The sequence below is a fragment of the Pseudomonas sp. GT1P32 genome, assembly GCF_054897805.1.
This window is the reverse complement of the sequence record NZ_CM142704.1, coordinates 5,770,988-5,785,280: the sequence shown is the minus strand read 5'-3', so window position 1 is coordinate 5,785,280 and position 14,293 is coordinate 5,770,988. Positions and strand designations below refer to the sequence as shown.

The following is a 14,293-nucleotide window of genomic DNA, read 5'->3' as shown; positions in this document are numbered from 1 at the left end:
TGAAAAAAGAAAGCCCCGCCGTGTGAATGGCGGGGCTTTTTTTGTTTAAAGACAGTCTGATAGATGATTTACCGCTTCTTACCTGTCAGATCTGACAGTAGACGCCCTTGCGTTCAGCCCCTTTAATCGATTCCGTCCACCTGCTATCGCTGTCATCAAGGTTTTCTCACGCTTGGCTGTTGCGGCCTGTCATTGGCAGTTCTCCATGGATAACTCACTCCGAAACTCCAAATAAAGGAATAGAACGATGAGCCAGTACACAGCCCTGACCGCTCGCGCCGACGGTGATCTCGACCCGACATTTGGTGACGATGAAGACGGTAAGAAGATTCTACGTTTCCCCGATGCCCGAGATACTTCAGGCGAATGTATTGTCGAAGGCCCCGACGGCAATATCTATGTCGGCGGCGCCGTCGATGCAGACGGCGATGACATCATTCACAAGTTAGGCATTGCCTGCCTGCACAAAGATGGCACTCCGAACGTCGATTTTGGCAACAAAGGGTACGTAATCGTACGTTTTGGCCCTATGCAGGACACCCACCTGCGGCAGATCCTGTTTGTGACGGTCGGGGGTGAAACAAGAATCCTGCTGTCCGGTATCGATACGAAAAAAGGCGAGGTTGTACTTGCTCGCCTTCATCTCGACGGGCGTGTGGATGAACGCTTTGGCGTGAAAGGTCTGCTAACGGTCAAACTGCCCGCCAACCTTTCCGAGAGCCTTGGACTGGGTTCTACACCGCTGACGACAACCAGCAGCGGCGCCTCGGGGCCTTGCACGGTGGCGGAGGGGAAAATCTATGTGGTCATGGAAATGTACATGCCGATCTGGATTGCCAGGGTCGCATTACTGATCCGGCTCAACCCTGATGGCTCGTATGATACCGGCTTCAACAAGAGTGGCTATGTCGCCGTGACCAATCAACACTGGGGCAATAGCACCATCAGCGACATTCTGGTGCACAACGGAAAAATCACCGTGTGCGGAACACTGGCGGGTCATGGCATGGTGGCTCGTGTAACTGAGGATGGCTCTTTCGACCACATCTTCGCGGACAAGGGTTTCAAAGTGTTCGACAACCTTGGCGTCGCGTTCGAAAAGCTCACCCCGTACTCCGATAAAAGTGTTCTTGTTGCAGGTTGGGGGTTAACTCCACGCCATGGCGTACTGGCCTGCCTCACCGAAAACGGTGAGTTTGAATCCACATTCAATAACGCAAAGGTGCTGCTTCAACCCCTCGGAGAAGGTGTGATGTTTTTTGGTGTTGGACTGGTTGATGGAAAAATCATTGCATCAGGCAGGTTTTGGCAAGAAGACAAAATCCCCGAATTCGTGGTGGTGCGCTACCTGATTAACGGCACATTGGATACCGTTTTTGGCCGCGGCAAAGGCTGGAGCTCAACCCGGTTCGAAAATCATTCCACGGTTGCTAACACTATGACCTTGCAAAAAGACGGGAAGGTGCTGGTACTAGGCGATTGGGGTGGCGGCGTCAGCGACGCAGCGCTCATCGCCCGCTTCCTGAACACCACACCATCGGTGGCACCAACCGCATGAAGATCCTGCACGCTGGCGATCTGATCGTCTGAGTGATCGGTTGCTGAAAAAAGAAAGCCCCGCCATATGAATGGCGGGGCTTTGTGGTTTCTGATCCGGAAGGTATGTTGTTTTCGCGGGCCCCATCGCTGGCAAGCCAGCTCCTACAAGAGCGGTGATAACCCTGTAGGAGCTGGCTTGCCAGCGATGAGGCCAGATCAGGCACCGCAAACTCAATGCCGATTGATAAACCCCGACAACGCCGCAATCGCTTCCGGCGAACGCAATCGCTGGGTGAACAACGCGCCCTCTTCTTCTATCACCTTGCGCAATTGCTCCCGATCCGGGGCTTTCATCAACTGCTTGCTGATGCGCACCGCTTCCGGTGGCAAGGACTCAAACCGCAATGCCATCTCCCGCGCCTTGGCCAACGCCGCTTCGCCACTGCCCAGCGCTTCGGTCGCAATGCCCCACTCGGCCGCTTGCTCACCGCTGAAACCTTCACCGAGCAACAACAATTGCGCCGCTTTGGCATGCCCCAGCAATCGAGGTAAAAGCAGGCTGGAACCGAACTCCGGGCAGAGTCCGAGATTGACGAAGGGCATGCGCAATCGCGCATCACGGGCGACATACACCAGATCGCAATGCAGCAGCAACGTCGTGCCGATTCCCACCGCGGCGCCAGCCACGGCAGCGACCACCGGTTTGCGGCATTCGAGCAAGTTGAGCATGAAGTGGAACACCGGGCTGTCGAGGTTGCTCGGCGGTTGTTGAATGAAGTCGGCGATGTCGTTGCCGGCGGTGAAGCACTCGGCAGAACCGGTGATCAGCACGGCGTTGATTTCGGGGTCGGTGTCAGCCTGTTTCAACGCTTCTGCCAAGTGGCTGTACATCGCCCGGGTCAGGGCGTTTTTCTTGTCGGGACGATTGAGGCGCAGGGTCAGCAGGCCGCGTTCGCGTTCAATCTGGATGGCATCAGTCATGGTCGGTCTCGCGTCTGGAAATCAGCGCTCAACCGCGAGGCAGGAAGACGTCGGCCAGCAGTTGATTGCGCGGCAGTCCCGCCAGGTACAGGCGCCGAGCGAAGGCGTCGACGCTGTCGGGGGACCCGCAGAGTAAGGCCAGGGTTTGCCGGGAAACAAGCCGCAGTTGCGCCAAAGCCGCGGGCAACTCGGTCGGCGTCCACAGTTCGATGCTGAGGTTCGGGCGGCTGGCGGCCATGGCTTGCAGGGGTTTGGCCAGATAATGCTCATCGGCATCATGAGCCAGGTGAATGACGCGGATGGTGCCCTGATGATCCTGGCGCAGGGCTTCGCGCAAAACGCCGAACAATGGGCCAAGACCGGTGCCGGCGGCCATCAGCCACAGCGGGCGGGTGTGCCAGTCGGCGTCGTAATGCAGCGCACCGCCACGCAGTTCGCCGAGACGCAGCGAGTCGCCGATCTGCAACTGACGCGCGGCGTCACTGAATGCACCGGGTTGGCGACAATCAAGGTGAAATTCCAGAAACCGGTCTTCTCCCGGCAGGCTGGCGAGGGAATATGGCCGCGCCACGTGACCGGCCCACAACACCAGATGCTGCCCGGCGCTGTAGCGCAACGGACGCTGAGGGGTCAGGCGCAAACGCAAGACGCTGCTGCTCAACCAATCGACGGCGGCGACCTCGGCCGGGCTGCCGTCCTGTAGCGGGTCGAAGGCATGCACCTGCAAATCCTCGACCACCTGACACTGGCACGCCAGGCGCCAGCCTTGCTGACGCTGTTCTGCACTCAAGGCATCGGGGCGGCTATCACTCGGCAATCCTTGCGTGCATTGCACCAGGCACGCATGACAACTGCCGGCGCGGCAACTGTAGGGAACGGACACGCCGTTTTGATTCAACGCGTCGAGCAGGTTGCTGCCCACTGCCACCGACCATTGACGATCGCCGACCCGCAACTCAGGCATCGACGTTCTCCCACGCCGCTGCGCAACGATTGCGGCCGTCGCGTTTGGCGCGATAAAGCGCCTGATCGGCACGTTGCAAGGCATCGTCGAGATCGTCGCCCGGCTCCAGCAGCGTCATGCCCGCCGACAGACTGAGATTGCCAACCTTCAGGCCGATCAACTCGACATCGGTAAAGGCAATGCGCAGCCGTTCGCAGCAGGAGGTCAGGCGTTCGCCGCTGCAATCGGGCAGCAACACCACGAACTCTTCGCCGCCATAACGGGCCAGTACATCGCCCTCGCGCAGGCAGGCGCTGGCCACACCGGCGAAGGCTTGCAGCACTTGATCGCCAGCAGCGTGGCCGTGCATGTCGTTGATGCGTTTGAAGTGATCGAGGTCGATCAGCGCCAGGCCATGCACCACGCCGGGTTCCATGGCGTTGAGTTCGCGGGAGGCCAGGCGCAGGAAATGCCGGCGATTGAACAGCCCGGTCAATTCGTCGGTGGCCACCAGGTCTTCGAGCTGGCGCATCATTCCGCGCAGGGTGTCCTGATGCGCCTGCAAGGCGAAACGGCGCTGGCGCATCCGCAGGCGTGAGGCCTGGACGTAACGGGCGTAAAGCTCCAGCCAGACCAGCACGATGAACAGCACGCACACCTGCAATGCCGCCAGCGCCGGGTCGGCCAACTGGAAGTGGTAGCCCTCCCACAGCGTGATCGCACTGAAACTGAAAAACACCAGCAAAGCGCACCGCACAAAGGCCCGACGCGACAGGTGAAACAGCCCGAACAACAGAATCAGCACGTAGAACACCAGGAACGCGCCGCGTGCCTCATCCAGATTGGCGATCAGCCAGGTTTGCCAGCCCAGCCCCAGCAACACTTGCGCCTCGGTCAGGCTGGGGTCGGAAAAACGCAGGTTGCAACCGCTGTAAAACACCGCGAACAGTGCCGCCTGACTGATGACCACCAGTGCGCTGCCGACGGCGACATTCGCCAGGGGTTCATCGTAATGACCGGTGAAAAACGCCAGCCACAGCAGCAGTAGAGCCAGGGCATAGGTGCCGGCCGCAAGGGCAAAACGTTTGAGCAAAAGGCGCTGGATAGCGTTATGGGTCAATCGTTGACTCACCGTGCGAAAGGAGGCTGATCGAGTGTCCTACTCTACAGACCGAATGCCACTTTAGTGGCGTGTCTGATAAATGACCATTCAATTTTCAGGCCGGAAAACCGGCGTCAAGGGCATGACTTTAGACCCTCCCTGAATTTGTGCACAAACATCACCAAACTGTAGGAGCCGGCTTGCTGGCGATAGCGGTGTAACAGTCGACGTTAATGTTGAATGTCAGACCGCCATCGTCGGAACGCCGCCCGCAGCAAGCCGGCTCCTACAGGTGAGTGCGCGTTCGCAAGCTTGATCTGTACGACCAACGATTGACTGCCGGCGCGTGTGCCCGCCTGCGAGGCGCGTTATACTGCCGCGCCTTTTTAGCGTCGCGCCAGCATGCCCGGCGTGCCTTGAAAGGTGCTTGCAACCGACCGATGCACCCAAGCTGCAAGCACCTTATTGAATGTTCCCGTCTTTTAGAGGAGCGCGACTCATGACCGTGATCAAGCAAGACGACCTGATTCAGAGCGTTGCCGACGCCCTGCAATTCATTTCCTATTACCACCCCGTGGATTTCATCCAGGCGATGCACGAAGCCTACCTGCGCGAAGAATCGCCAGCGGCCCGTGACTCGATGGCGCAAATCCTGATCAACTCGCGCATGTGCGCCACCGGCCACCGCCCGATCTGCCAGGACACCGGCATCGTCACCGTGTTCGTTCGCGTGGGCATGGACGTACGTTGGGATGGCGCCACCATGGGCCTCGACGACATGATCAACGAAGGCGTGCGCCGGGCTTACAACCTGCCGGAAAACGTCCTGCGTGCCTCGATCCTCGCCGACCCGGCGGGCGCTCGTAAAAACACCAAGGACAACACCCCGGCCGTGATCCACTACTCCATCGTTCCGGGTAACACCGTGGAAGTGGACGTGGCGGCCAAGGGCGGCGGTTCCGAGAACAAGTCGAAAATGGCCATGCTCAACCCGTCCGACTCGATCGTCGACTGGGTACTGAAGACCGTTCCGACCATGGGCGCCGGCTGGTGCCCACCGGGCATGCTTGGCATCGGCATCGGCGGCACCGCCGAGAAAGCCGCCGTCATGGCCAAGGAAGTGTTGATGGAATCCATCGACATTCACGAGCTGAAGAAGCGCGGTCCGTCCAACCGTATCGAAGAGATGCGTCTGGAGCTGTTCGAGAAGGTCAACCAACTGGGCATCGGCGCCCAGGGCCTGGGTGGCCTGACCACCGTGCTCGACGTGAAGATCATGGATTACCCAACCCACGCCGCTTCGTTGCCGGTGTGCATGATCCCGAACTGCGCCGCCACCCGTCACGCGCACTTCGTGCTCGACGGTTCCGGCCCGGCATCCCTGGAAGCGCCGCCACTGGACGCCTACCCGGAAATCGTCTGGGAAGCCGGCCCGTCGGCCCGTCGCGTCAACCTCGACACCCTGACCCCGGAAGACGTGCAGAGCTGGAAGCCGGGCGAAACCGTCCTGCTCAACGGTAAGATGCTCACCGGTCGCGACGCTGCGCACAAGCGCATGGTCGAGATGCTCAACAAGGGTGAAACCCTGCCGGTGGACCTGAAAGGTCGCTTCATCTACTACGTCGGCCCGGTTGATCCGGTGCGCGAAGAAGTGGTGGGCCCTGCTGGTCCGACCACCGCGACGCGAATGGACAAGTTCACCCGTCAGATCCTCGAGCAAACCGGCCTGCTGGGCATGATCGGCAAATCCGAACGCGGCCCGACCGCGATCGACGCGATCAAGGACCACAAGGCCGTTTACCTGATGGCGGTTGGCGGCGCGGCTTATCTGGTGGCACAAGCCATCAAGAAATCCCGCGTGGTGGCCTTCGCTGAACTGGGGATGGAAGCCATCTACGAGTTCGACGTGAAGGACATGCCGGTGACGGTTGCGGTCGACAGCAAAGGTGAATCGGTACACATCACCGGTCCTGCCATCTGGCAGAAAAAGATCAGTGAGAGTCTGGCGGTGGAAGTGCAGTAAGTTGCGCTGAAACGCCTCTGAAAAAACCGGCCTGTCGGCGACGACAGACCGGTTTTTTTTCGCCTGGGGGAATACCGGAATTTCCCTGACTAATAGATCTGACCTGTCAGATTTGACAGGTCACAGCCGCCGTAGCCCCTGATAAGTTGAATGCACTTGTGCGTCCTTGTCAGGTGGAAACGGAAATGGCCACGGAAGAACAAAAAGGCACTATCAATATTTCAGCCCCCGCCCAACCGAAAATCGGCGGCGCCATTGCCAGTTTTGGCGGCTGGGGAGCAGTGGGGACTACAGGTTCGGCCTCGTTGGCCATACCGGTGCCCATTTCCCAGGCTCCCAATCGGGAAATGGTGCCGGCCCTTTCGCTGAGCTACAGCAGCCACGTGGGCAACAGTATTTTCGGTATCGGCTGGCATTTGACCGTGAATGCGATAACGGTGCGCACGAGCAAGGGCGTTCCGCTTTACGACAAGCGCAAGGATCTGATGGTCGGCGCCGACGGCGAAACCTGGATGCCGGAACTGGATGCCCAGGGCGAGATCGTTGACAGAACCGTCACTCTGGGGACAACAAGCTATCGAGCCATTCGCTATCAGCCACGCATCGAGGGCGGTTTTGCCAAAATCGAACGGTTGATCAGCGACGACGATGCGGCCGGTTTCTGGCTGATTCATAGCGCCGATGGCAATCGCCATGTCTATGGCAAGACGCTGGCCTCGCGCCGGGCGGAACCCAGGGACGAGAACAAACCTCAGGAGCCTGAACGCGTCGGGGTCTGGCTGCTGGACGAAACCGTCACGCCTCGGGGTGAGCACATCGTCTATGAGTACAAGGCCGAAACGCAGAAACCGGTCGCGCCCGATTTTCGCGACTACCGTGCCCAGCGTTATTTGCAGCGAGTGCTTTACGGCAATGCCGAGGCGGAGTCAGAGCTGTATTCGTTGAAAGACGGTGGCTGGAAAGACGTCGATTTCCACTTTCATCTGCTGTTCGATTACGGCGAACGCAGCCACGACTTGATGCAAATACCGGTCTACGGCCCGCCTTACACGCAGATCGGCGATCAGTACGGCGACTGGCTCGAACGCAGCGACCCGTTCTGGAATCACGATTACGGTTTCGAACTGGGCAATCGGCGCCTCTGCAGACAAGTGCTGATGTTTCACCATTTCCGCAACGAACTGGGTGACTCACCAAAGCTGGTTCAACGACTTTTTCTGCAACACCGCCAGGGTGCGCTGGAATACAACCACCTGACTGCCGCTCATCTTCAGGCTTACGATAAACAAGGCAATGTCGAGAGCCGGCCGCCGTTCGAATTCAGCTACGCGCCCTTCGATCTGAAAAAAGCCGATCAACCCGGCTGGAAAGCGTTTCCGAAGATGCCAGGCCTCAATGACGGTCAGCGTTACCAGTTGGTGGATTTGTACGGCAAAGGCATGCCCGGCATTTTATGTCGCTACGACAAGGCCTGGTTCTACCGCGAACCGTTGCGCGATAACTACCCCAGCGATGACGTTCGCTACGGCGACTTGACTGAACTGCCGTACATTCCGCTGGCCGACAGCAGTAAACCGCTGCGTCAGACGCTCACCGACCTGAACGGTGACGGCAAGCTCGAATGGGGTGTGCACGCCCCGACCATGAATGGCTGTTTCACCATGAACCCCGACCGCCAGTGGTCAGGATTTGTCCCCTACAAAGCCTTCCCGCTGGAGTATTTCCATCCTCAGGCACAGATGACCGACCTGGTAGGTGACGGTCGCACTCACGTGGCCCTGATCGGCAGCAACAGCGTGCGTTTGTACACCAATCTGGGCGATGACAAGGGGTTCAGCGCCGGCCGAAATGTAGAACACGACAACGACGATGCCCTGCCACTGCCGAGCAATTCTGAAACCGAAGTGGTGGGCTTCAGTGACGTGCTGGGCAGCGGCAAACAGCACCTGTTCCGTCTCCGTCACAACAGCCTGGAGTGCTGGCCCAACCTCGGTCATGGGCGCTTCGGAAAAAAAATCGTGCTCAGCACCCCGACGTTTCCTTACGAGTCATTCAATGCTTCGCAAGTCTTGCTGGCGGACCTCGATGGCTCGGGTGCAACTGACCTGATCTATCTGGAATCCGACCGGATGCGGGTGTTCATGAACCACTGCGGCAAGGGTTTCACCAGCGAGTCGATTGATCTGCCCTGGCCTGAAGGTGTGCGCTACGACCGATTGTGCCAAGTCACCACTGCGGACCTGCTGGGACTGGGCTGCACCAGCGTGATCCTGACCGTACCGCACATGTCGCCTCGGCACTGGCGCTACGATTTCGTCAAAGCCAAACCGTACCTGGTCAACCGCAGCAACAACAACATGGGCACGCTCAGCCTCATCGACTATCGCAGTTCGGCACAGGAGTTCCTTGACGAGGAATACGAGCACCATCAGATCGATAAAGACAAAGTCATCGAGTCCGGTGTGCCGTTCGCCATGCATCTGGTCACGCGCCAGACCCAGATCGATGAAATCACCGGCAATAAACTGACCCAGCTCATGAGTTACCGCCAGGGTTATTACGACCCCTTCGAACGGGAGTTCCGTGGTTTTGGCTTGTTATTGCAGACCGATACCGAAGCCACCGAGGCAGAACGAAAAAGCCTGGGCTTCACCGCGCCGATCCTGAGTAAAACCTGGTTTCACACGGGCAAGACCATTGATCAGCCAAGGGTCGGGTATTACAGCAGCGATGCGCAGGCTGTTGCGCTGAAAGCCACCAAACTGGAACGTTTTCACGTACGCGACAGGGCCGGCGAACCGCTTGAGCCTGACGAAGAAACGGCCCGCCAGATCGCACGTGCGCTGAGTGGCTCGACGTTGCGCTCTGAAATTTTCGCTCGGGATAACCCGGTTGTGCCATATGCGGTCACGGAAGCTCGCTTTCAGGTACGCCTGCTGCGTGCAAAAAACGAGCATTACCCCTATGCCGTGCTGCAACCCATGGCGCTGGAATCGATCAGTTATCAGTACGAACCTGAACTGCCGGACGATCCACGCTGCGAACACAGCCTGAGCCTGAAATGGGATGAGTTCGGCAGTGTGCTCCACGCAATGACTGTCTACTACGCCCGGCGCAAAACCGACGAGTCACCACCTTTTGATGACGAGCATAAAAACCGGTACTGGAAGGACGCTCACGATGAGGCGCAGCAGCGCTGGTATTTAACCGAGTCCAAGGCCGAATCCATTCATGTGTACGACGAAGCGGCCTGGAAACCGGGCACGCCTTTCCGTCTGGGGTTGCCGTATCGGGAGCGCAGTAATGCGCTGGTGCTGGAAAAGGTGCAACTGAGCGCCAGGGATATCTGCCACGAGAAGTTCCTTGAATGGAGCAAGGACGACGGAGATTGGGCGAAGCAGTCGGTACTCGCCGGTATGTCGATGCAGCTCTACACCGATCCTCTCAACAGTCAGACCCTGGAACAAGGCTCGGCGACGGTCCATGCGCTACCGGCCCATGTGGTGATTGCCGAACTCGATGCCACGGCCTTGAGCGCTTACGACAAGCTCATGGACAAAGACGGCAACATGCCCTTCAACCTCAAGGAGAAGCTCGAATCGCCCGAGGTGGGTTACCACATCATGAAGTGGTTCTTGCCTGAAGTTGAGCAGTCGGAACCCACCGACCCGACTGACGCGAAAAACTACCTGTGGTCTGTGCACCGTGGTTTCCCCAGCTATTACGCTGCAGACGGTTTTTACAACGTCCGGCACTTCCAGCAAACCCAAAGCCACGGCATCACCAAAGTCACCTACGACCCTTACTGGTGCCTTCACACGGCCATCGAGTTGCCGGACGGTTGCATCACTCAGATCCTCGACACTGATTACTGCACGTTTCTGCCCGCAGCGATCAAAGACCCTAATCAGAATACCCAGGAAGCGCGCTACAACGCTTTTGGCGAAGTGCTGGTCACCAGTTTTTATGGCACCGAACTGGGTGAGGCGGTGGGCTTCGACCCGCTGAGCGACTACGTGCGCCCCGACGACCACAGTCCGGCCCATGCCATCGAATCGCCCCTTGCCGCCATCGGCAATTACGCCATGGCCATGTTCAGCGACGCGTTCAGCTGGATGGGCCGTCTGCCGACAACCGAGCCGCCCACTGCGCAATGGCTGACCTGGGCGCTGGCAGAAGGGTTTGTGCTACCCAGCGGCCACCTTTGCGATCACGCTCGCGAGCATCTTCACCAACTAGAAAACCCCACTGCCTTCGAGCTGCTTCTCCAGCAATACGTCGATGCCGCCCATCGTGAGCCGGTGCACATCGCGATCCTGCAAGCAGACCGTTATCCCGGCGATCCGGAGTTGCAGATTCGCATCGCCATCAGCCATCAGGACGGCTTCAGTCGGGTACTGCAAACCAAGCAGGAGGTCGAACCGGGCAAGGCTTGGGTGGTGCTGGACGACGGCACCTTGAAACTCAAGGACGATGGCACCCCGCAGGAAGCCGAAGCCGCACGACGCTGGCGGGTCAGCGAGCCGGTCGAATACAACAACAAGGGTGAAAAAGTACGGATCTACCGGCCGTACTTTGCGGATAGGTGGATAAATATCAAAGACCACTCGATGCGTGAACACGCCTATCACGACCAGCAGTTCTACGATGCCGCAGGGCGTCCGACCGAAACCGTGCTGGCGAAAAAAATGCTGCAAGGTGATCCACCGGAGCTGAAACCGCTGCGCCGGGAAATGTGGTACTGGATCTGGTGCACCGTGGCGTTTGACGAGAATGACCTGTTTGAGCCGCCGCCACCCGAAAAGCGCCGAACCAACAGGACGCTCCATTGAACAAGGGGTTCCATTCGCATACGCCACAACTGGCAGTCATCGACAACCGCGGCCTGCCAGTCCGTCAGGTCGCGTACTGGCGGCGAGACGCCGGTGAGCTCAGGCCCGAAGCGCTGGTGACGGCTCAGGAACATGACGGCGCCGGTCGCCTGGTGGCGCAACGGGATCCACGCTTCCTCGCGCCCGCGTCCCGCCCGAACATGGCCACGGTTTACAGCCTGTCTGGCGCTGCGTTGTGCACTGATAGTCGCGACGCCGGATGGCGCCTGGGCTTACCGGACAGGGCCGGGCAAATGCGCGAGCATTGGGACGGTCGTGGCAGTCATTGGCAGAATGAGTACGACGCACAGCGACGGCTGACCGCAGTCCATGAACAAACCCGGGGCTCGACCTTACGTACTGTCGAACGCCTGACCTACGCCGACAACGCTGGTGAGTTCGCCGAGCGCAATCAGTGCGGACAATTGATCCGCCACGATGATCGGGCCGGTGTGGTCTGGCTCGACCAGCAAGCGCTCAATGGCGGCGTCATCCGCCAACGCCGACGATTTCTGCCGGATCAGCCGAACGACCATCCCCACTGGCCCGTCATCGAAGCGGAGCGCGACACCCTGCTGCAACCCGGCGCGGGGTACATCACCGCGAGCCGCATCGGGCCGTTGGGGCAAGTGCTTGAGCAGACCGACGCCGCTGGCCATCGACAACACTTCAGCATTGATCGCGCCGGGCAATTGCAACGCATTGACCTGACCCTCGACTCTCAAGGCCTGCAACCGCTGTTGAAAGCGGCGAGCTACAACGCCGAAGGACAACTGCTGACTCAGGTAACCGGTAACGACGTCACCAGCAGCGCGACCTACGAGGCGGCGAGCGGCCGGTTGAAGCGCTTGACTGCCACCACGCAGGAAAGTATTCGTTTGCAGGACCTGCGTTATGAGTACGACCCGGTCGGCAACATCCTGCGACTGGTGGACCATACCCAACCCGTCACGTTTTTCTCCAACCAGCGTGTAGCGGCAGAAAACACTTACACCTACGACAGTCGTTACCAACTGACCTGCGCCACGGGTCGTGAGACTGCCAATGCCGGTCAGAACCCCGGCTTGCCGGAGCTGATCACGCCCAGTCCCATCGACCCCGGGCGGCTGCTCAACTACACCGAATTCTATGAGTACGACGCGAGCGGCAACCGCACCGAACTGCGTCATGTCCGCGATGAAAATCCGTTCAGGCAACAGCTGCGCGTCGATCCACAGAGCAACCGCGCCCTGCCCTGGAACGAGGGTGAAGACGAGCCGGACTTCCCGCGTAATTTCGACGCAAACGGCAACCAGCAATATCTGGCCCCCGGGGCACAGCCGATGACCTGGGACGCGTTGAATCAGTTGCAAAGCGTGACCACCGTCGGCCGCCCGACCGAGGCCGATGACGCTGAGGGGTTTCGCTACAACGCGGCCGGTGAACGGGTGGTCAAGTTCAGCACCCAACAGGCCCGTGCCGTGGCTCATCGACGTGTCGTTCATTACCTTCCGGGGCTGGAAGTGCGCACCACCGATGACGCCGAAGAACTTCAGGTGATCTGCGTTCCTCTGGCCCGTGGCAGCGTGCGGTGCCTGCATTGGGTCAAGGGCAAACCCGGCGATATCGAGGCTGATCAGTTGCGCTACAGCGTTGACGATCATCTGGGGTCTTGCAGCCTGGAACTGGATAAACACGCGGCCGTCATCAGCCACGAGGGTTACTACACCAATGGCGGGACAGCGTGGTGGGCGGCGCGCTCGAAGGTCGATGCGGATTACAAGACCCTTCGGTATTCGGGCAAGGAACGGGATGCGTGCGGGCTTTATTACTATGGGTTTCGGTATTTTGCGCCGTGGTTGGGGCGGTGGGTGAGTCCGGATCCTGCGGGGCATGTGGATGGGCTCAATCTATTTAAAATGGTAGGCAACAACCCACTTGTGTACAGAGATTTGCAAGGACGGGAAAAAACCCCAGTCAACAAAGAGATCATTTTAATATGGGCTGGTGAAAATCCGGGCAAGCTGAAAGATAGAGCGGAAAACATTAACAATATCGTTACACAAGCTGACGGCTACAAGGTAAATCTCTACATTGATACTTACGCCGAAGACACCTTCAATGAGACCCTTAAAGATCTAAAGGTGCATGAGGTGCACCATTTGCAAGGCAGCGAAGAATTTAATAGGTTCTATGCCACCCCCGCATCCAGCGTTTACGACGACTTTAGAAATTATGGTGAAAAAAACCTGGCATTTGCAGTAGATGTATTAAGAGTGCACTTATTAAACGAACGTGGCGGTCTTTACTCCGACTCGGACGACATTTATTACGACAGTAAGGAGGGAAAATATACACAGTTAGGAAACACATCACTGGAAGCAGAACCCGACCAAGTGCTGACTTTGTTACCCAACACAACCGAATGGAACGAAATCCCTCATGTAAACAACAGTTCATTCGCCGCCCATGCGAACAATGCATCTTTGAAAGCCATATTGGATGAAATGGTTGTACGTTATGACAAAGCAGTCGCAAATGTTGGAAGGCTAGATCCCAATGGTTTAGGGTTCATGACGCTTAATGACGAAAAACTGGACAGGACAAACCTTCTGATCTCAATGGTAGGCGCCGGTGTTCTGACAGATGTTCTCAGCCAACGAGATCCTGTATTCAATAGCATTGTCACCCACTTCGCTGATTTCCAGGCGGGTAGAACCAAGGTAATCGACCAAGATCTTATAGCGCAATCAGACATACTAATGCCTCTCTCCCGACATATAAAAAGCGGCGGAATGGGCACCTGGTAAAGAAATGAACCCTCTTCAAACACATGCTATTGTGCCCGCCCATAC

General features: G+C 58.2%; 7 protein-coding genes. 4 read left to right on the top strand and 3 right to left on the bottom strand.

What is annotated here, in order from left to right:
- Positions 1 to 247: 247 nt before the first annotated feature.
- Entirely contained in the window at positions 248 to 1,558 is a 1,311-nt protein-coding gene (locus tag ACYZUC_RS26495; protein ID WP_461991409.1) for a delta-60 repeat domain-containing protein, read from the top strand.
- Positions 1,559 to 1,770: 212 nt separating this feature from the next.
- Here the strand turns inward: ACYZUC_RS26495 and ACYZUC_RS26490 are convergent, their stop codons facing one another.
- Genes ACYZUC_RS26490 through ACYZUC_RS26480 form a run of 3 tightly spaced genes read right to left on the bottom strand, consistent with a single transcriptional unit; the run spans position 1,771 to position 4,583 of the window.
- Complete coding sequence (locus ACYZUC_RS26490) at positions 1,771 to 2,520, bottom strand: enoyl-CoA hydratase-related protein (RefSeq protein ID WP_008041963.1); 750 nt, start codon at positions 2,518 to 2,520, stop codon at positions 1,771 to 1,773.
- 28 nt (positions 2,521 to 2,548) lie between these two features.
- Positions 2,549 to 3,484 carry an iron-sulfur-binding ferredoxin reductase gene (locus tag ACYZUC_RS26485; protein WP_461991406.1) on the bottom strand — a complete coding sequence of 312 codons (936 nt, stop codon included), beginning with the start codon at positions 3,482 to 3,484 and terminating at the stop codon, positions 2,549 to 2,551.
- Positions 3,477 to 4,583: a GGDEF domain-containing protein gene (locus tag ACYZUC_RS26480; protein WP_461991404.1), complete on the bottom strand. Its 1,107-nt coding sequence runs from the start codon at positions 4,581 to 4,583 to the stop codon at positions 3,477 to 3,479. Before ACYZUC_RS26480 ends, ACYZUC_RS26485 begins: the two co-directional genes overlap by 8 nt.
- Before the next feature lie 481 nt (positions 4,584 to 5,064).
- On the opposite strand from ACYZUC_RS26480, the gene ACYZUC_RS26475 reads away from it, so the two are divergent.
- The 3 genes from ACYZUC_RS26475 (at position 5,065) to ACYZUC_RS26465 (ending at position 14,248) form a co-directional block, all read left to right on the top strand.
- Positions 5,065 to 6,588 (top strand): fumarate hydratase, encoded by a 1,524-nt coding sequence (locus ACYZUC_RS26475; protein WP_461991402.1) that lies wholly within the window; start codon positions 5,065 to 5,067, stop codon positions 6,586 to 6,588.
- A 185-nt stretch (positions 6,589 to 6,773) separates the two neighbouring features.
- The gene (locus ACYZUC_RS26470) at positions 6,774 to 11,420 is read left to right on the top strand and encodes a SpvB/TcaC N-terminal domain-containing protein (RefSeq protein ID WP_461991400.1); all 4,647 of its coding nucleotides are present in this window, start codon (positions 6,774 to 6,776) and stop codon (positions 11,418 to 11,420) included.
- Positions 11,417 to 14,248, top strand: coding sequence for an RHS repeat domain-containing protein (locus ACYZUC_RS26465; protein WP_461991398.1), 2,832 nt, complete (start codon positions 11,417 to 11,419; stop codon positions 14,246 to 14,248). Before ACYZUC_RS26470 ends, ACYZUC_RS26465 begins: the two co-directional genes overlap by 4 nt.
- Positions 14,249 to 14,293 lie beyond the last annotated feature (45 nt).

Coding starts and splice junctions, on each gene's coding strand:
- ACYZUC_RS26490 (WP_008041963.1), bottom strand. CDS start 2,520: ATGACTGATGCCATCCAGATTGAACGCGAACGCGGCCTGCTGACCCTG.
- ACYZUC_RS26485 (WP_461991406.1), bottom strand. CDS start 3,484: ATGCCTGAGTTGCGGGTCGGCGATCGTCAATGGTCGGTGGCAGTGGGC.
- ACYZUC_RS26495 (WP_461991409.1), top strand. CDS start 248: ATGAGCCAGTACACAGCCCTGACCGCTCGCGCCGACGGTGATCTCGAC.
- ACYZUC_RS26470 (WP_461991400.1), top strand. CDS start 6,774: ATGGCCACGGAAGAACAAAAAGGCACTATCAATATTTCAGCCCCCGCC.
- ACYZUC_RS26475 (WP_461991402.1), top strand. CDS start 5,065: ATGACCGTGATCAAGCAAGACGACCTGATTCAGAGCGTTGCCGACGCC.